Origin of the sequence: Jiangella asiatica (assembly GCF_004349065.1) — a bacterium.
Lineage (GTDB): Bacteria > Actinomycetota > Actinomycetes > Jiangellales > Jiangellaceae > Jiangella > Jiangella asiatica.
Map to the genome: position 1 here is coordinate 80,491 of NZ_SMKZ01000011.1, position 18,491 is coordinate 98,981.

Below are 18,491 nucleotides of genomic sequence, written 5' to 3' on the forward strand. Positions count from 1 at the left end.
CCGTTCGAAGGAGTGAAGCCATGCCACAGGATCAAAGACATGACGACTGGACGCCGTTCGGCCGGCGCGCGTTCATCTACGCAGGTGCGTCCATCGCAGCGGCCGCCGCCACGGGTGCGGCGCCAGCGTGGGCCGGAACCCGGCTGGTGAGCACGGGCGAAGCCGCCGCCACCGGGACGACCACGGCGGCCGGGATGACGGCCGGCGAAGACCTCGGGATTGCGATGCGCAGCGTCAACGTCCGGACCGGTGCCGTGGGACGCCTGGACGGCCGGCCGGTCATTTACGTCGTCAGCAACGGCATTCCCGCGATCTTCAACGTGATCGACGCGCAGACGGGGGCCCTGATCACGGCGCACGAGATCACGAACCACGAGAGTTCGTTCGCGTTGAAGATCGCCCCCGACGAGTCCGTCTACTTCGAAGGACGGCCCGGCGGCCGGCTGTTCCGCTACCTGCCGGCGGAGGATCGGCTGGTCGACCTCGGACAGGTCACCGAGGACGCCTACCGGATCCCCAGCATTGCGGTCGACGAGGACGGCGTCGTCTACGGAGGCACGAACCCCGACGGGCACGCGTTCGCCTTCGACCCGAGCACCGGCGAGTTCACCGACTACGGGCCCATCGCCGAGGGTGAGACCTTCTGCCGCCTCGGTGCCGTCGGCGACGGCCTGCTCTACGCCGGCACGAGCCCGAACGGCCGGCTCTTCGCGATCGACCTCGCGACCGGGACGAAGTCCGAGATCCCCCTTCCGGAGCCGTACGCCTCGAGCGAGTCCGCCGCCACGCCGCGAGCCTGGGTCCAGGGCCTGTTGTTCGTGTTCGTCTCGCCCTCGCGCGCGGCCCTGGTCTACGACACCAGGACCGGGCAGTGGGCCGACGACCTGCCTCGCTACGGCGGCGACGCCGGGCCGACCGAGCAGCTGCGCACCGCGGTCTTCGCCGAGGACCTCGACAGCCGCAACCTCTGGGAGTACGACCTCGTCGCCCGGCGGGCCACGCTCACGGACTTCAACACCGGCCGGCTGGGCACGACGACGCGGGTCATCGGCCACACGACGCTCGCCGGCCGCGGCTTCCCAGGTCTGACCCTGGTCGGGATGGGCGTGACGGGCCGCATGTGGCACTGGAACCCCATCACCGGCGAGCAGCGATGGATCGACTCCGAGGTGCAGGGATCACCGGTGCCGATCCGCGCGACCGGTGGCGGGCCAGACGGCAACGTCTACGTCGGGCCGTTCTTCAGCTCCGGCGTCATGGCGCGGTACATCGTCGCAGAGGAGCGCTTCGAGCAACTGGACGGGCCGACGCAGGTCGAGGCCTTCGGCATCCACGACGGCAAGCTCTACCTCGGCACGTACACCGGCGCCGGCATCGCGGAGTTCGACCCCGTGCAGCCCTGGGACTATGGCCGGAACCCCCGTCAGCTGTTCAACCTCGACGGGTACGGGCAGGAGCGGCCCTGGGGTCTGGCCAGCGTCGGCGACCGGCTCGCCATCGGAACCACCGCGCCGGTCGGTTCGCTCGACGGCGCCCTCAGCTTCTACACCCCGGCCACCGGTGAGCTGAACGTCATCGGCACCCTCTTCGAGGGTCACGGCGTGCCCAGTCTGGCCGCTCATGGGCTGCTCCTCGCCGGCGGCACGTCAACCCGGGTTTCGAGCACCCCGCCGACCGCCCCCGCTGCCCGGCTCTTCCTGTGGGACGCCGCGGCCGACCGGCTCCTCTGGGATGGTGTTCCGTTCGAGGACGCGAAGGACATCGGCCATCTCTTCTTCGCCGACGACGGCCGGCTGTGGGGAGTGACGAACAACGCCCGAGTGTTCGAGTTCGACGTCGACAGCCGGCAGGTCCTCCGCTCCGCCGTCGTTCGGCCGGGCGCGGATGCCAACACCGGTTTCCCCGCCCTGTTCGCCGCGCCCGACGGCGGTACCTACGGCAGCACCGGCGACGGCGACCTGTTCCGCGTCGACCCAGCGACCATGGCCATCGAGATCATCGACACCGAGGCCGGACCCGCCACGCTTGGCCCCGACGGGAACATCTACTACGCCAAGAACGAGATCTCGCTGTACCGGCTGAGGCTCTGAGCCCGATGGAGAAGCCAAGGCCGACCGCGAGGTCCCAGGCAGCAGCGAGTCACACAAGCGAAGCGGAAATGCGCGACATCGTCGGCACGGAGGGCACGCGGGTGCGCTCAGGCGTGCCACCTCGGCCGACAGCCTGACGGTGGAGGTCGTTCGGGGCGGTCCGCCGAGGCCGTGATGAGGAGGACGCGTACTATCTGGCCCTGCCCCTCCGCGATTTGGGCAAGCTGCGACCGAATCGTCACGCGGGAGACGCCAACGCATGAATGCGCGGCCATCGCTGCAACCGGAGTTCGCCGAATGGGCGAGGTTGCTGGGCGACGACAGTGCCGCGATCCCGTTCTTGCGCTACTTGCCCGAGCGCCTCAGCCCACTCGGTGCACGAGCCGAGGCGGGCCTTCGCGAGCGGCTGGCCCAGGTTCCCGCCGCGCGTCGCGGTCGAAGGGACCCGCGGGCGGATCCTTCACGCCGGCTGAGATCCGAGCTCGCACCTATGATGGGTGGCGACGAGGAGTTGTCATGGATGCCAGCTCGACGACCGCGATCGTCGCCTATCGGGGTGTCTCCACCGACGAGGCCGAGATCTTCCGGTTCGTGCTGTCACAAATCCCCGGCTTCCGCACCGTGGTCGTCGGCACCGCGCTCGGGCAGGTGCCTGGCCTGGGAGGGGTCCAGATCGTCAACGCCACCATCGACGAGATCAGCACCCCCGAGATCGTCGCCGTCCCCGGCGGCGTCGGAGCGGACCGGCACCCTGAGATCGCCGCCTGGCTGCGCCGCGTGTCACCACGATGGCTGCTCGCGAGCTCGACGGGCTCCGCCTTGCTGGCGGCGGCCGGCCTGCTCGACGACGCCACCGCGGCAACCCATTGGCTGGCCGGTCCGCTCCTCGAACACTACGGAGCGCACCCGTCGCACGAGCGACTGGTCGTTGACGGCCCGGTCATCACCTGCTCTGGGGGCCCGGCCGCGTTCCAAGCCGCGCTGATCGTCGCCAGGACCTACGGAGGAGCTGAGCTCGTCACTCGAATCGGCGCTACCACAGCCACCGCCCGCCAGGACCCCGCCCGGCCGACGCGCCGCAACCTCTGGGCACGCCTGGGCGACGTGATCCGAGGGCGTGACCCCGCACCACCAGGGTCACCGCAGCAGACCGCACTCGAACGCGCACTCAGCGAGGTCGACCCCCTCGATCTCGGGGAGTTCACCGTGCTTCCCGACCGGCGCGGCGACGAACGCTGAGGCCGCGTCGTACTGGATCGTCGAAGGTGACCGACCTCGTCCGAGGCGACGCGGCGTGTCGTGCATCCGCGGCGCCGCAGGCCGCCGACGTGATCAGTCCTCTCTCCCGCGGTCATCGTCGTACGCGGTCTCCGACCGTCGCGCTCGGTGGCATCAGTGTCGCGCGGTCAGCTCACCCACGCACCCATCGTGTATGCCAGCCAGACCCGCCTGCGAGGATCGCCTCGACGACCACGCGAAGCTGGATCAGCTGAGAACATGCTGTGAAGCCGCTCGTCGCGGCCCACCGGCAAGCGGATGCCTGGTAGAACGAGCCGGAGGCGGAACGGGGGTCCGATGCGAGTGCTGGTTGTCGAGGACGAGCGGGCCTTGGCGGACATGCTGGCGAAGGGGCTGCGCCGGGAGGCGATGGCGGTCGACGTCGCGTACGACGGTGACGAGGCGTTGGAGAAGCTGGCAGTCAACGACTACGACGTGCTCGTGCTGGACCGTGACTTGCCTGGCGTGCATGGCGATGCCGTCTGCCGGACGGTCGTGGAGCGGGACGTGCGTACCCGGATCCTCATCCTCACCGCGGCGACGAACCTGCGCGACCGGGTCGACGGGCTGCACCTCGGTGCTGACGACTATCTGGGCAAGCCGTTCGAGTACGAAGAGCTCCTGGCCCGCGTCCACGCCCTCGCACGGCGCGCCGAGCCACGTCGTCCGCCAGTGCTCGAACACCGGGGCCTCGTCGTCGATGTGGCCCGCCGGGTGGTCACCCGGGACGGCCGGCGCCTCTCGCTGACCAGCCAGGAGTTCGCCGTGCTGACCGTGCTCGTGGAGGCTCGCGGCGCCGTCGTGAGCGCGGAGGAGCTGCTAGAGCGCGCCTGGGACGAGCACGCAGACCCGTTCACGAACGCGGTGCGCGTCTGCGTCAGCAAGCTGCGCGCCAAGCTGGGTGAGCCGCTGATCGAGACCGTGCCCCGGGCCGGGTACCGGATCTGAGATGGGTTGGCGCCGGCTGAGACGGACGACAGTGCGGGTCCGGCTCACCGCCCTGTACGGCGGTCTTGTGCTCGTGTCGGGGCTGGTGCTCCTGACCGTCGTCTATGTGCTCGTGCGGGGAACCCTCACCACCCAGTCGATCATCGACGGCGTCGACGAACCGGACCGTCCTGGGTCGTCCGGATCGCCTACCGGCCAGCCGGAGCCGCCTGACATGCAGGACGGCTGGCTGCCGGGCGTCGCGGCGAGCGCACGGGAGGCAGCCCTGGACAACATCCTGCTCTCGTCGACGCTGGCTGTCGCCGTACTCGCGGCGCTGTCCGTCGCCGTGGGGTGGTGGGTGGCCGGTCGCGTGCTGCGCAGGCTGCACCGAGTCACGGCCACCGCACGGGACCTGTCCTGGCAAGACCTGCGCCGCCGTATCGCCATGGACGGGCCGCGGGACGAGCTGAAGGAGCTGGCGGACACCTTCGACGAGTTGCTCTCGCGGTTGGACCAGGCGTTCGACGCCCAACGGCGCTTCGCCGCCAACGCGGCGCACGAGCTGCGCACCCCGCTGGCCATCGAGCGCACGGCGATCCAGGTGGGCCTCCGTGATCCAACGCCGGATCAGCTGCGGGAGGTTCGGGACCAGCTGCTGGAGACCAACCGGCGATCGGAGCGCCTGATCGACGGACTCATCGTCCTGGCGAGAGGCGACGCCGGCCTGGCCACCCGTGAGCCGGTCGATCTGGCCGTGGTGGTCGACGACGTCACCGAGCGCTTCGCAGCTCTCGCGGCCGAGCACGAGGTGACTGTCGCCGTCGACGCCCGACCCGTGAGGCTGGCCGGTGACTCCGCACTGCTCGACCAGCTGGTGAGCAACCTCGTCCAGAACGCGATCCGCTACAACCACCCGGGCGGACGGGTCGCGGTGCGCACGCTGACGCCGGTCGGCGTTGAAGTGACCAACACCGGTCCGCGGGTGCCGGCAGGCGACGTGGACCGGCTGTTCGAGCCGTTCCAGAGGGGCAACGCCACCAGGACCGGCTCTAACAGCGGCGCCGGGCTCGGGCTCTCGATCGTCCGGGCCATCGCCCATGCCCACGCGGGCGTCATCACCGCCACGCCGAACCCGGCCGGCGGGCTGACCATCCACGTCATCCTGCCCAGCAGCTGACCTCGCGAGCGACGTCGAGGAAGGCGGCCGACGGGTCTGCCGTCCCCCCTTCTCGACGCGGGAAGCCGGTGTAGCACACCACGATGCTCAGCCGGCCATCCGCGCTGCACATCGCGGTATTCATGTAGCCGTGGGTCTGCCCGCCGTGGCCCCACGTGCTGTCGCCCGTCGCGTGGTCGAACCGCTGCAGCCCGAGGCCGTAGTCCTGCCCGTCCGGGCCGCCAGCAAACGGCAGTGCGCCGAGCGGGGTCTTCATCTCGGTCAGCCAGCGCGGTGGCAGCAGCCGGCCGGTCATAAGGGCCTGGAAGAACCGGCTGACGTCGGTCATGGTCGACACCAACCCGCCACCGGCCCAGCCCTGCTCGTACCGGATGCTGACGTCCACCCATTCCCGTGCCCGGTCGTTGAAGTGGCCGTAGCCGTGCAGGAACGGCGCCGGTAGCTCTCGCCCCTCCGGCACCGACGTGTGGCGCAACCCCAACGGATCGGTGATCCGGCGTTGCAGCTCGTCGACGTACGGCCGCCCGGTGACCCGCTCGAGCACCAAGCCCAGGACGATGTAGTTCGTGGTGCAGTAGTCGAAGTGCTCGCCCGGCTGGAACCTCATGCCCTCGCCGACCGCCAGGTCGACCAGGTCACGGGGCGCGATCGGGGCGCGGGTCGCGTCGAAGAACTCGCGGTAGGAGGCGTATCCGGGTCGCAGCGTCGGGCTCAGCAGCGTCGTGTAGTCGACCAGGCCGCTCGACATGCCGAGAAGATGGCGGACGGTCATCTGATCGTCGGCGGGCACGACGTCGGGCAGGTGCCGACCGACGGGGTCGTCCAGCTTCAGGCGGCCCTCGTCCGCCAGCTGCAGCACCATGGTGGCGGTGAACGTCTTGCCGACGCTACCGAACCGGAACCGGTAGTCCACGCCTGAGCGGGCCAGCTGCCGTCGTTCCCAGTCCGCGTATCCCGCAGCGCCGCGCCAGCGCATCGCGTTCGCCACGACCAGCCCGGTCGCGCCCACCGGTTCCAGCGCCGGATCGTCCGAGCCACCCACCATGGCGCGCAACGCGGCGTCGAGCTCACTCTCACTCTGGCGCTTTCGCGTACCGCCCGCTGCGGCAACCGCTCGCGACATCGTCGGCACGCCGACCGCGACCGCGCCGGAGACGCCCGCGAGGCCCATGACGAGCAGGCGGCGTCGCGTCACCACATCACGATCGAACCGCTGGTACATCATCCATTTCCTTCCGCCGGTGACATGAACACCACCAGCAAAGACGACGGGATGTTTCCACAACCTTTCGCGATGCCCGGTCAGGTGGGCGTCAGCCGACCATCGAGGTCACCGCGCTTCGCGCGGCCGACCAGGTCGTCGAACTGGCCCGGGCTCATCTGGACCCGGTGCCCGAAGCCGTAGGCTCGTCCTCGCGTCAGCGGCGGGCGACGACGAGCCAGGCGCGGGCGTCGAAGATCACGCCCTCCGGGGTCGCGTGCGCGGCCAGCTGCGCACGCAGGCGCTCCCGGGCGCGTTCGAGATCGGCACCGGCGAACCGGCCGAGGGCCCTGCGCGGATCCCGCAGTTGCAACACCGCGTCGAACGCCGCGTCGACGTCCGCGCCGTACCAGACCGGTCGCGACAACTCCGAGAACTCGACGTCGCCGAAGCCCGCTGACTCCAGCAGCGAGCGGGTCGACACACGATCGGCGAGAGAGAACGGGCCGTCGTCACTGGGTGCCGGACCCGCGCCGCTCAGGATGGCGTCGATCAGCGGACCCGACCACTCGTTGGCGGCGCGTTCGCGCCAGACGGTCATCACAAGGCGGCCGCCGGGTCTGGTCGCCCGCGCGAGATTCGTGAACGCCACCACGGGTTCGGCGAAGAACATCGTCCCAAACCGGCTCATCACCACGTCGAAATCCGCATCGGGGAACGGGTGCGCCTGCGCGTCCGCGACGTCGAACGCGACGTTGCGCAAGCCCTCGAGATCGGCGAGCTCGCGCGCCTGCTCGATCCGCGTCCGCGAGAGGTCGACGCCGATCACGAAACCGTCGGTCGCGATCCTGGCCGCGTCGCGAGTGGGGCGACCGCTGCCGCAGCCGACGTCGAGCACCCGATCCCCTTTCCGGATGCCGAGCGCGGCACGGAAGAGCGGGTCGAGATGACGCATTTCACCGTCGTAGTCGAAGGCCACGGCGTCGACGCTAGCGAGGTTCACGCGACGGGGCCATCGCCCGGCGGCATGCCTACCTCAGGCCGTCTCGCCGTGACGCAACCAGCGATGACCGGGGGTCGCGAGAGAGAACCAGTGGTTGAACTGCGTCGTGATGGGTCAGTGTCTCACCGTGCCCATCGGCACCGGCGACGACGGGATGCCCGGTGCCGTGCAGATCGTCGGGCCGAGGTTCGGCGAGTCGGCGGTCTACCGCGCCGGCGCCGTCAGTCCAGGTCGGGGATCCGTCCGAGCTTGTCCGGGTTGCGCACCCCGTCGATCGCGGTGATCCGCCCGGCGTCGACCGTGAACGCGATGACCGTCACCACGCCGTCGTCCCCGTTGCGGATCACCAGTCCCGGAGCGCCGTTGACGTCGACGGGACGCGCGTCGAACGGGTCTTGGCCGTAGTGGACCAGCGCGGAGGCCACCCGGCCAGCTCCTCGCACGATGCGCGGCAGGGTGGCGACCTTGCCGCCCCCGTCGCTGCGCAGTACGACGTCCGGGTCGAGCAGCGCGATGAGCCCGGGGAGGTCGCCGGCCTCGCAGGCGGCCGTGAACGCCTCGACCAGATCCCGCTGCTCAGCTGCCGTGGCCGGCGTCCGCGGTCGGCCGTCCTCGACGTGCCGGCGTGCCCGTGAGGCGAGCTGGCGTACCGCCGTCGGCGTGCGGCCGACGACCTCGGCGATCTCGGGGAAGGGGACGCCGAAGACGTCGTGCAGCACGAACGCGGTGCGCTCGGCGGGCGAGAGCTGCTCCAGGACGACGAGCAGCGCCATGCTCACCGACTCGTCCAACGTCACCCGCTCGGCCGGGTCGTGCGACCGGGCCTCCACCAGTGGTTCGGGCAGCCACGTTCCGACGTACTGTTCCCGGCGCGCCCGCGCGCTGCCCAGGGCGTCGAGCGCCAGCCTGCTGACCGTCGTCGTCAGCCAGGCGGCGAGATCGCGGATCGTACCCGGGTCGTCCAGGCCCCGCAGCCGCAGCCACGCCTCCTGCACGCAGTCCTCGGCATCGATCAGCGAACCCGTGGTGGCGTAGGCCACCCGCAGCAGCCGCGACCGGTTGGCTTCGAACGCCCGCGCCAGCGACTCCTCCGCGTCCCGCACTCCCCTACCCATGCCCTGTTGACGACGTAGCCCGTCCCGGTGTGACACGGCCGCCTCCCGGCGAGGTCGATGTCACACCCCGTCAGGCTACGTCGTCAACAGGGCGCGGAGGCTCGGCCGCCCCGTGACGCCCGACAACCTTTCCGGGGAAGAGACCATGACTTTCACAGAGCTGAACCGAGGAGAGAGCACACGATCGGACCTGCCTCCGGGCGGGGTGTTCGCTCGCGTCGCCGGCTTCGCCCACCGCCGCCGATGGCTCGGCCTCCTCCTGTGGGTCGCCGTGCTGGCCGGCGTCTGGACCGCTGCCTCGGTCGCCGGCGACGACTACCGCAACGACTTCTCCCTCCCGGGCACAGAGTCCCAGCAGGCGGCCGACCTGCTGGCCGAGCACGGCGCCGCCCGCGCCGGTGACACCGTCCAGATCGTCCTGCACGACGACGGCGGCCTACGCGAGCCCGGCGTCGAGCAGCGCGTGGAGGACATGCTCGACGAGATCGCCGGCCTGCCCAGGGTCGACGGCGTCCGCAGCCTGTACGACGACGAGGCCGCCATCTCCGAGGACGGCACGATCGGCTACGCCACGGTGATGCTCGACACTCCGTCGGACGACATGCCGAGGGCTGACACCGAGCGCATCCTGGACGCCGCCCAGGAAGTCGAGGGCGACGGGCTCCGCGTCGAGCTGGGCGGCGACGCGGCCCGCCTGCTGGCCGAGGGCGGGACCGGCGCCGCCGAGGGCGCGGGCCTGCTGGCCGCGCTGGTCATCCTGGTCCTGATGTTCGGCACGGTCATTGCCGCCGGGCTGCCCATCATCATCGCGCTGTTCGCGGTCGGGTCCACCGTCGGTGTCATCATCGTGGCGTCGCACGTCTTCACGATCGCCGAGTGGACTCCGCCGATCATGATCCTGGTCGGCCTGGGCGTGGGCATCGACTACGCACTGCTGATCTTCGCCCGGTACCGTGCCGAGCTCGTGCGGGGCAGCGAGCCGGAGCGCGCCACCGTCAATGCGATGGACGCCGCCGGCCGTTCGGTGTTCTTCGCCGGCTGCACCGTCATCCTGGCGCTGCTCGGTCTCGTCGCCCTCGGCCTGGGCTCGCTGCAGGGCATGGCGCTGTCCGTCGCGCTGACCGTGCTGGTCACCATGCTCGCCTCCCTCACCCTGCTGCCCGCCCTGCTCGGCATCTTCGGCAGCCGCTTCGCCCGCCAGTTCACCCGCCGAGCCGAGCGGCGCACGGCCAAGGGCAAGGCCGCTGACGGCACTCGCTGGCGCCGGCTCGCGGCCGTGGTGCAGCGGCGTCCGCTGGCGGCCCTGCTGGCCGGGACGATCCTCGTCGGCGCCCTCGCCGTCTCTGCGTTGGGCGTGCGGCTCGGCTTCTCCGACGCGGGCAGCGACCCGGCCGACAGCACCGGCCGGCAAGCCTACGACCTGCTCTCCGAAGGGTTCGGCCCAGGGTTCAACGGCCCGCTGCTGGTGGTGACCGACGGCGGCGAGCAGGCCGGCGCCGCGGCCGCCACGGCGCTCCGCGACACCCCGGGCGTCCAGGCCGTCGCGGACCCGCTGCCCACACCGGACGGAGAGGCCGCGACGGTCCTCGTCTTCCCCACCTCCGCACCGCAGGACGAGGAGACCTCCGAGCTCGTGAGCACCCTGCGCGACGACGTGCTGCCGGAGCTGTCCGCGCAGAACGACGCGCAGTACTTGGTCGGCGGGCCCACGGCGGCGTCCGAGGACTACTCCGGCAAGGTCGGTGAACGCATGCCGCTGTTCATGGCCATCGTCGTCGGCCTCTCGGTCCTTCTGCTGATGGCGGTGTTCCGCTCCGTGCTCATCCCGTTGAAGGCCGCGCTGCTGAACCTGCTCAGCATCGGCGCCGCGCTGGGCGCGATGAAGCTCGTGTACCAGGACGGCTTGTTCGGCATCGAGGGCGGCCCGATCGAGGCCTACCTGCCGGTGATGATCTTCGCCATCGTCTTCGGGCTCTCCATGGACTACGAGATCTTCCTGGTCTCCCGGATGCATGAGGAATGGGTGCGATCGGAGAACAAGGACCCGTCCCACGCCGTACGGGAGGGTCTGGCCCACACCGGCTCGGTGATCACCGCGGCGGGCTCGATCATGATCGTGATCTTCGGCGCTTTCATGCTCAGTCCGGAACGGTTGCTCCAGCAGACCGGCTTCGGCATGGCGGTGGCGATCTTCGTCGACGCGGTCATCATCCGGTGCCTGATCGTTCCGGCGGCGATGCAGCTGCTGGGTCGCCGCGCCTGGTGGATGCCGGCACCGCTGCTCCGGCTGCTGCCGAAGGTGGAGCTGGAGCGGCACTGAGTCAGAGGTTCCACCCGCCGCGGGTGAGGCAGGCAGCCGATCGAGGGCCTACGGTCACAGCATCCGCCGAGTTGAGGGGACGACGATGCTGGGTAGGCGACGAGGCCGCCGCGAGGAACGCCTACAAGGTGGACGGGAAGGCGCTGCGCGTGCCAGGCGCCGCGCGCCGAGCCTCCGGGCGGGCGGTGTCATGATGCGTCGAAGCCGGACAGCAGCGCGTCGAGGGCGACGGTGAACCGGGTGGTGGCGTCGACGGCGCCGTCGTCGCTGAGGGCTTCGGCCATCAGGGGGTAGAGCTCCCGGTCGACGGCGTCGGCGGTGGTGGCGGCGTTCGGGGTGTCCCGCGTCCCGCTCGGTCGTGCCGTCGCCTCGACGAGGGCGTGCCCGAGCACGAACCCGGTGACGGCGTGGACGATCTGCAGGCCACGGCGCGGGGGGAAGCCCGCCGCCTGCAGCGAGACGAGCACTGCCTCGGTGGTCGCCAGGTTGCGGGTCGTCATGGCCGGCTGGGTGACCAGGAGCGGGATCACGTTCGGGTGGGCCGTCAGCGTGGCGTACAGCGATCCGGCGAACTCGCGCAGCGTCGCCCGCCAGGATGCGCCGGCCGGGTGCGGTGGCGCCGTCTCGGCGATGATGTGCTCGACGACGCCGTCCAGCAAGGCGGTCTTGTTCGGAACGTAGTGGTAGAGGGTCATCGCCTCGACGTCGAGCTCGGCGGCGATCTGACGCATCGTCAGCGCCCCCGGTCCGTCGCGGTCGGCCAGCCGTATCGCGGCCCGCAGGATGGCCGATCTGGTGAGTCCCACGCGTTGCCCGCGGCCTCGGCTCGGCGTCACGGCCACTCCTTCCGAGTCTTTGACAATTCTTACGACGTAAGTATAGTCGATGAAAGAATCATACATCGTAAGAATTGAGCGGCAGGACGCCGTCGAACCCAGGAAGGAACCACCCCATGACCACGACAGCACCCGCCCGGGAGTCCAGGCTCGACCACGTTCGCGGTGCCATGTACGCCGGACTGGCACTGACGGTGCTCGCCGCGCTGGCCCCGCTGATCGACATCGCCACCGTTGACACCATCGGCGACCACGTGCGCGACGCCTACCCGCGGTGGCCGGACAGCACCGTCGCCACCGAGCGCAACGCGATCGCCGGCTACCTGGCGGCGGTCTGGCTGATCGGCGTCGCGGGATGGATCTTGACGATGCGTGCCGTCGCCGGGCGCAGACGCTCGGCCCGGCGGATCGCGGTGACCATGTTCACCCTCGGCACCCTCGTCGCGCTCACCAACCTGAGCATCCCCGGTGGCGAGTACGAGCGCATCGTTCCCCCGGCACACGGGGCGCTGGGTCTGCTTCCGGTCGCGGTCGGGCTGGCCGTCACGGTGATGGTGCTGCGCCGCATACCGTCGCGTTGACGTGCGACGACCGTCGCTCCGGGTCAGGCACTGGCCTCAACCACCTGCTTGAACGCGTCATAGTCGGCGGTCACGCCGCCCTGCACCGATGTGGGCGGTCTCGTGCGGATCTCATCTGTTCGGGACGAACCCCGGCGCGGCATGGTCGGGTAGCCTTCCGAGTGATGCATCACCGTGGCACGAGCCGCGAGGAGAGGCGAGGCGGTTGACACACACCACCAGGGGCACCGCCACCGATCTCGCCTACGAGCGCCTGAAGCGGGCCATCCTCACGTGCGCGCTCGCTCCCGGCACCGAACTGCGCGAAGCCCTGCTGGCCGAGCAGTTCCAGCTCGGACGCACCCCCGTGCGGGGAGCCCTCGGCAGGCTCGTGCAGGACGGCTTGGTGGAGGTCCGGCCCCGCAAGGGCTACCGCGTCACGGATCTGAAGATCACCGACGTCAACGAGGTGTTCGAGCTGCGGCTGATGCTCGAACCAGCGGCCTGCGAGCTCGCCGCCGCCCGCGCGCCACGCGAGACGATCCGGGCCCTGCACGACCTCGCACACGCCGAGTACGACCACAGCGATCCCGGCAGCTACGAACAGTTCCTCGTCGACAACCGCGAGTTCCACGTCCGCCTTGCCGACGCGGCCGGCAACCACCGGCTGGCTCGCTCGATCCGCGCCCTGCTCGAGGAGATGCAGCGGCTGTTCTTCCTGAGCCTGACCGTGCGCGACACCAGCAGCGAGCAGATGCACGAGCATCACGCGCTCTACGACTCCATCCTCTCCGGCGACACGGCACTCGCCCGGAAGCTCAGCGCGGACCAGATCGAGCAGAGCCGGCGGCGCGTCATCGAGGCCCTCATCACCGGGTTCACGCCGAGTCCGTCCACTTCATCGGCGCCCCTGGGACTCTGACCTCGCGAGGCGAGTCCCTGCAGGCGTACCGGAAGACGACCACCCTTTCTGACCACGACCACTCCTCACCCGAAGCCCGCCGCGCCTACCATGAACCGCACGGCCGCACCGGCTGAAAGCGACGCGACGGTGCGACGACCGGTGTACGCCGGCGGGAGTAGCCCGGCTCGCCGAAGCACCCCGGTTACTCCTCGGGCCGGACGCGGCAGCCCCACCGCTGCGGCGAGGGTCGAGAGCATGAATCTCAGGCGACCCGGTGACCAACCCGGGCCTCACCCCGCTCCCCCTGTCGTCGGCCCGATCATGCGAGTCCTGCGGGCCCTGCACGCCCAGCCGCGCCGCGCCCTCGTGGGTGTGTTCCTCTTCGTCGTCGCGGCCGGAGCGATCGGCGGTCCCGTCGCGGGTGCGCTCGACTCCGACGGCGGCTTCGCTCCACCGGGCGCCGGCTCGGTGCGCGCGGTCGAACGGATCGAAGCGGCCACCGGCCTCGAACCCTCACCCGGAATCGTGCTCCTGGTCCAGACACCACCCGGCACGGGCGCGGCGGCGGTGGACGCGGCCACGTCGACCCTGGCCGACGTCGACGGCATCGCTTCGGCCGCCGCAGGGGGCGCCGCACCCGACGGCACCTCGGCGCTGGTCGTCGGCACCCTCGAGGCCGCGGCGGACAGCCAGAGCGTTGCCGAGGACGCCGTCGAGGTCTTCGCCGACGACCCCGGCGTGACGGTCGGCGGCGGCGCGGTCGCCGGCCTCCGACTCGGCCATCAGATCGAGGAGGACCTGGTCCGCGCGGAGATCTTCGCGTTCCCGGTGCTGGTGCTCCTGTCGCTGCTCGTCTTCGGCGGCCGCGCCGCCGTTCTGCCGCTCACCGTCGGCATCACCACCGTCCTCGGCACGTTCCTGGCGCTGACCGGGATCAACCAGGTGTACGGGCTCAGCGCCTTCGCGCTCAACCTCGTGATCGGGCTCGGCCTCGGTCTGGCGATCGACTACACGCTGTTCCTGCTCACGCGCTACCGAGAGGAACTGAACCGGCAGGGGCCGACGTTGGGCGCCATGGTCACCACGATGCGCACCGCGGGCCGCACGGTGGTGTTCTCCGCGGCGACCGTCGCCGTCGCCCTGGCCACTCTCGTCGCCTTCCCCATGGGTTTCCTCAAGTCGATGGGTCTGTCCGGTGCCGTCGTCGCGGTCGTCGCGGCCGCGGCCGCCCTGGTCGTCAGCCCGATCGTCTTCGGGCTCTGGGGTGCCAAGCTGGCCCGCCGCGGCGGCGACGCGGCCGCGGGCCGCTGGTACCGGATCTCGCACGCCGTCATGCGTCGTCCGGGCATGGTCGCCGTGACGACCGCCGCCATGATGGCCGTGCTCGCCGCCCCGGCTCTGCGCGCCGAGTGGACGCCGGTCGACGCGACCGTCGTCCCGCTGGGCGAGAGCGCCCGCGTCGTGTCCGACGCCATCGAGAGCGAGTACGGCGGCACCGGCACCACCCCCGTCACCATCGCCGTCGCGGCGAGCGACGCCGGCGAGGCAGCCGACGGTGCCGCCGACCTCGCCCGGCAGGCCTCGTCCCTGCCCGGCGTCGTCGCGCCCGCCGATCCCGTGGACCTCGGTGGCGGCGTCTGGCAGGTCGACCTCGAGGTCGCCGGGGACCCGGCCGGCGAGGACGCCCGCGCCGTCGTCGCGGACGTCCGCGACCTGGCCGAGGCGAACGGCACCGACGCGCTCGTCGCCGGCCCGGCCGCGGAGTTCATCGACCAGCAGAACGCGATCGCCGACAGCCTCCCGGTGGCCGCCGGGCTGCTCGTGCTGCTCACGATGCTGGTGCTGTGGCTGATGACGGGATCGGTCGTGCTGCCGGTCAAGGCGGTCGTGATGAACGCCCTCACCGTCGGCGTCGCCCTCGGTGCCATCACCTGGGTCTACCAGGACGGCCGGTTCACCGAGCTGCTCGGCTACACATCCAACGGCGGCATCGAGCCCACGAACTTCCTGATCACGGCGGCGCTCGTCTTCGCCCTCTCCACCGACTACGGCGTCTTCCTGCTCGGCCGGATCAAGGAGGCCAGGGAAGCGGGACTCCCCGAGCGGGAGGCGGTCGCGGTCGGGCTCGGCCGAACCGGCAGCGTCGTCACCGCCGCGGCGCTGCTGCTGGCGGTCGCGATCGGGGCGTTCAGCACCAGCGAGATCTCCTTCCTCCAGCAGATCGGCGTCGCGACCGCGATCGGCGTCCTGGTCGACGCGTTCCTCGTCCGCACCCTTCTCGTCCCGGCGCTGATGGGTCTGATGGGCAAGTGGAACTGGTGGGCGCCGATGTGGCTGCGGCGGGTGCACGACAAGGTCGGTCTGTCGGAGCGCGAGGCGGTCGCGGTCGAGCCGGCGAAGGAGCCGGCCACGAGCCCTGACCGGGTCTAGACGTACTCCCCCGGGAGGACGCCGAGCCGGACGCTCGTCATTACCGTAAGGGGCGTGGTGACCTCGCCAGCCCTCCTCCGCCGGCTCCGTGCCGTCCGCGATCACGTCGAGGACGTGGTCGCGGTCGGCCTGTGCGTAGCCCTGATGTGCGTCGAGCTGGCCCGGTCCGACGAGGCCGAGGTCACCGTCGCCGCCGTGGCCGCGATCGTCGTGGCCTCGCTGCCGGTGCTGCTGCGTCGTCGTGCGCCGGTGTCGGCGTTCGTGCTCGCGATGGCGCTGCTCTTCGCGGTGCTGACGGTCGCGGGCATCTACGTCACGATCGCGATCCCGGCCATGATCTGTGGCTACGGGCTGGCCGAAGCACGAGGACGCCGGGCCGCGTTGGGCGCGGCTTTGGCCGCGTTGCCGGTGGTGGTGCTGATGCTGCAGGTCTACAGCCCGCACGGGTATTTCACGAGGGACACCCTGAAGAACCTCGGCTTCGTCGCCCTTCCGCTCGCGTTGGGCGTCGCCGCGCACGACCGGCGCGCGTACACGGCCGCGCTGGTCGAACGGGCCGAGTCGGCCGAGCGGACGCGCGAGGAGGAAGCGCTGCGCCGGGTGGGCGAGGAGCGGCTGCGGATCGCGCGCGACGTCCACGACGTCGTCGCCCACGCGATGGTCGCCATCAACGTGCAGGCCGGCGTCGGCGCCCACCTCCTCGACCGCGACGCCGAGCAGGCTCGGTCCACCCTGCGCGACATCAAGAGGGTCAGCGGCGAGGCGCTCGGCGACCTGCGCTCGATGCTCGGGCTGCTCCGCGAGGACGACCACGACCCCGGGTCGGCGGCGCCGGTCCGGCCCACGCAGGGCATGGCCGAGATCGAGGATCTGCGTGAGGGCCTCGGCTCGGCGGGGGTCGAACTCGACGTCGACCTCGACCCGGCGATCGACACACTGCCGGCCGCCATCGACGCCACCGGCTACCGAATCGTCCAGGAGGCGTTGACCAACGTGATGCGCCACGTCGGCCCGACCTCGGCGCGGGTGCGGGTCACGCACCGCGACCACATGGTCGTGATCGAGGTCGAGAACGACAGGGGCTACGGTCCCACCCCGCTCGACGGCACCGGGTCCGGCAACGGGCTGCGGGGCATGCGCGAGCGGGCCGCCGCGGTCGGCGGCTCGCTCGAGGCCGGCCCGCGTGCCGGCGGCGGCTGGCGGGTCGCCGCGTCCTTGCCGGTGGGCGCCGCGTGACCGCCGCGATCCGGGTGCTGCTGGTCGACGACCAGACGTTGGTGCGCGCGGGGTTCCGGGCACTGCTGAACTCCGAGCCCGACATCGAGGTCGTCGCCGAGGCCGTCGACGGCGCCGAAGCGGTCCGGCTGGCCGGCATGCTGGTGCCCGACGTGGTGCTGATGGACGTCCGGATGCCCCACGTCGACGGGCTCGAGGCCACCGGCCGGATCACCGCCGACCCACGCCTCGCCTCCGTCAAGGTGATCGTGCTGACGACGTTCGAGCTCGACGAGTACGTCTTCGGCGCGCTCCGCGCCGGCGCCGCCGGGTTCCTGCTCAAGGACGTCGAGCCCGAGGCGCTGGTCGACGCCGTCCGGCTGGTGCACGACGGGCAGGCCCTGCTCGCGCCGCGAGTCACCAAGCGGCTGATCGAGGCGTACATCGCCGCCGACCCCGCGCCCGTCGCCGCTCCCGCCGCGGTCCCGGCGCCGGACGACCGCCGGCTGGACGACCTGACCCCGCGCGAGCGAGAGATCCTCGCACTCGTCGGGCGGGGTCTGTCCAACCACGAGATCGCCGAGCACCTCGTGCTCTCCCCGCTGACCGCGAAGACCCACGTGTCGCGGCTGTTCCTCAAGCTGGGCGCCCGCGACCGCGCCCAGCTCGTCGTCACCGCCTATGAGACCGGCCCGGTCACCGCCCCATCGGCAGGCTCCTGACCGGGTTGATCAGATCGTCACGGCTCGTCTCGTTGCATCCGCGGGCGCGCGGGACCCCGAAATGATCACGTTCAGCACGAAATCTCGTGTCGCACCATGCTCGCAATCATGGCGAGGCTCGGGGGATCCTGCTGAACGTGATCATTTTCAATGGTGACGGCTCGCGTATCACCGCCAGGTGCGGTCGACGGTCACCGCACCCCGCCGGCGATCGGTCGAGCGGCTAGCTCACGGGCCCTTCGCCGACGTTGAGGATGTTGCCGTCGGGGTCCTTGAACCATGCGCCCCGGAACGGTCCCATCTCGGCGATACCCCGCTCATCGGTCTTGAGTCCGGGCAGGTCGTACTGCTCGAAGGTCACGCCCTTGTCGGCGAGCTCCGCGACCGCCGCATCGGCGTCGGCGACGACCCAGGTCGCCACCGTCTGCTGAGGACTTCCCGCGAAGGTGCTCGAGTACAGGAGGAAGCGGGTCCCTCCCGACCGGTAGAAGACGCCATCGACCTCGTCAACCAGTTCGGCGCTGAACCCCAGCGTCCCCTCGTAGAAGGCACGTGCTCGTGCCAGGTCGCCGGTCGCGATCGTGGCATAAACCGGATAGTCGTTGAGCATGCCATCACCCCCCAAAAGCGAACGTACTCCTCTCCCGATTCGCTGAGAAGACACCCTGAGCGGCTGTTGTGAACACCTCGCCTGCCCAGCCCGTGACACA

At 70.9% G+C, this 18,491-nt stretch carries 15 protein-coding genes and 1 pseudogene; 11 read left to right on the forward strand and 5 right to left on the reverse strand.

Annotation, left to right across the window (positions count from 1 at the left end; translation table 11 throughout):
• Window positions 1-20 precede the first annotated feature (20 nt).
• The 5 genes and pseudogenes from E1269_RS09965 (at window position 21) to E1269_RS09985 (ending at window position 5,475) form a co-directional block, all read left to right on the forward strand.
• The gene (locus E1269_RS09965) at window positions 21-2,090 is read left to right on the forward strand and encodes a PQQ-binding-like beta-propeller repeat protein (RefSeq protein ID WP_131893924.1); all 2,070 of its coding nucleotides are present in this window, start codon (window positions 21-23) and stop codon (window positions 2,088-2,090) included.
• Between the two features lie 271 nt (window positions 2,091-2,361).
• Window positions 2,362-2,514 (forward strand): annotated as a pseudogene (locus tag E1269_RS34190) (ABC transporter substrate-binding protein); the annotation flags it as partial.
• Window positions 2,515-2,606: 92 nt separating this feature from the next.
• Complete coding sequence (locus E1269_RS09975) at window positions 2,607-3,329, forward strand: DJ-1/PfpI family protein (RefSeq protein WP_131893926.1); 723 nt, start codon at window positions 2,607-2,609, stop codon at window positions 3,327-3,329.
• 336 nt (window positions 3,330-3,665) lie between these two features.
• A complete protein-coding gene (locus tag E1269_RS09980) occupies window positions 3,666-4,316 on the forward strand; it encodes a response regulator transcription factor (protein WP_131893928.1) in 651 nt (216 codons plus the stop codon).
• Window positions 4,317-4,347: 31 nt separating this feature from the next.
• The gene (locus E1269_RS09985) at window positions 4,348-5,475 is read left to right on the forward strand and encodes a sensor histidine kinase (RefSeq protein WP_203433283.1); all 1,128 of its coding nucleotides are present in this window, start codon (window positions 4,348-4,350) and stop codon (window positions 5,473-5,475) included.
• Here the strand turns inward: E1269_RS09985 and E1269_RS09990 are convergent.
• From E1269_RS09990 to sigJ, 3 genes are all read right to left on the reverse strand, one after another.
• A complete protein-coding gene (locus E1269_RS09990) occupies window positions 5,456-6,670 on the reverse strand; it encodes a serine hydrolase domain-containing protein (RefSeq protein WP_162606327.1) in 1,215 nt (404 codons plus the stop codon). The two genes, E1269_RS09985 and E1269_RS09990, sit on opposite strands and share 20 nt — an antisense overlap.
• A 223-nt stretch (window positions 6,671-6,893) precedes the next feature.
• Window positions 6,894-7,655, reverse strand: a complete 762-nt coding sequence (locus tag E1269_RS09995) for a class I SAM-dependent methyltransferase (RefSeq protein WP_239000843.1) — start codon at window positions 7,653-7,655, stop codon at window positions 6,894-6,896.
• A gap of 245 nt (window positions 7,656-7,900) precedes the next feature.
• On the reverse strand, window positions 7,901-8,794 hold the full coding sequence (sigJ, locus tag E1269_RS10000; protein WP_131893934.1) for an RNA polymerase sigma factor SigJ: 894 nt from the start codon (window positions 8,792-8,794) through the stop codon (window positions 7,901-7,903).
• A 145-nt stretch (window positions 8,795-8,939) separates the two neighbouring features.
• Here sigJ and E1269_RS10005 point away from each other — a divergent pair, with 145 nt between their 5' ends.
• Window positions 8,940-11,114, forward strand: coding sequence for an MMPL family transporter (locus E1269_RS10005; RefSeq protein ID WP_203433285.1), 2,175 nt, complete (start codon window positions 8,940-8,942; stop codon window positions 11,112-11,114).
• A 188-nt stretch (window positions 11,115-11,302) separates the two neighbouring features.
• Here the strand turns inward: E1269_RS10005 and E1269_RS10010 are convergent, their stop codons facing one another.
• Window positions 11,303-11,950: a TetR/AcrR family transcriptional regulator C-terminal domain-containing protein gene (locus tag E1269_RS10010; protein WP_203433288.1), complete on the reverse strand. Its 648-nt coding sequence runs from the start codon at window positions 11,948-11,950 to the stop codon at window positions 11,303-11,305.
• 116 nt (window positions 11,951-12,066) lie between these two features.
• Between E1269_RS10010 and E1269_RS10015 the strand changes: the two genes are divergently transcribed.
• From E1269_RS10015 to E1269_RS10035, 5 genes are all read left to right on the forward strand, one after another.
• Window positions 12,067-12,531: a hypothetical protein gene (locus E1269_RS10015; RefSeq protein ID WP_131893938.1), complete on the forward strand. Its 465-nt coding sequence runs from the start codon at window positions 12,067-12,069 to the stop codon at window positions 12,529-12,531.
• Between the two features lie 205 nt (window positions 12,532-12,736).
• Window positions 12,737-13,432 carry a GntR family transcriptional regulator gene (locus E1269_RS10020; protein WP_203433290.1) on the forward strand — a complete coding sequence of 232 codons (696 nt, stop codon included), beginning with the start codon at window positions 12,737-12,739 and terminating at the stop codon, window positions 13,430-13,432.
• Between the two features lie 303 nt (window positions 13,433-13,735).
• On the forward strand, window positions 13,736-15,844 hold the full coding sequence (locus E1269_RS10025; protein ID WP_131893942.1) for an MMPL family transporter: 2,109 nt from the start codon (window positions 13,736-13,738) through the stop codon (window positions 15,842-15,844).
• 54 nt (window positions 15,845-15,898) lie between these two features.
• Window positions 15,899-17,080, forward strand: a complete 1,182-nt coding sequence (locus E1269_RS10030; protein ID WP_203433293.1) for a sensor histidine kinase — start codon at window positions 15,899-15,901, stop codon at window positions 17,078-17,080.
• Window positions 17,077-17,781, forward strand: a complete 705-nt coding sequence (locus E1269_RS10035) for a response regulator transcription factor (RefSeq protein ID WP_203433295.1) — start codon at window positions 17,077-17,079, stop codon at window positions 17,779-17,781. The genes E1269_RS10030 and E1269_RS10035 overlap by 4 nt, the downstream gene beginning before the upstream one ends.
• A 223-nt stretch (window positions 17,782-18,004) precedes the next feature.
• Here the strand turns inward: E1269_RS10035 and E1269_RS10040 are convergent, their stop codons facing one another.
• Complete coding sequence (locus E1269_RS10040) at window positions 18,005-18,391, reverse strand: VOC family protein (protein WP_131893944.1); 387 nt, start codon at window positions 18,389-18,391, stop codon at window positions 18,005-18,007.
• Window positions 18,392-18,491: the final 100 nt, after the last annotated feature.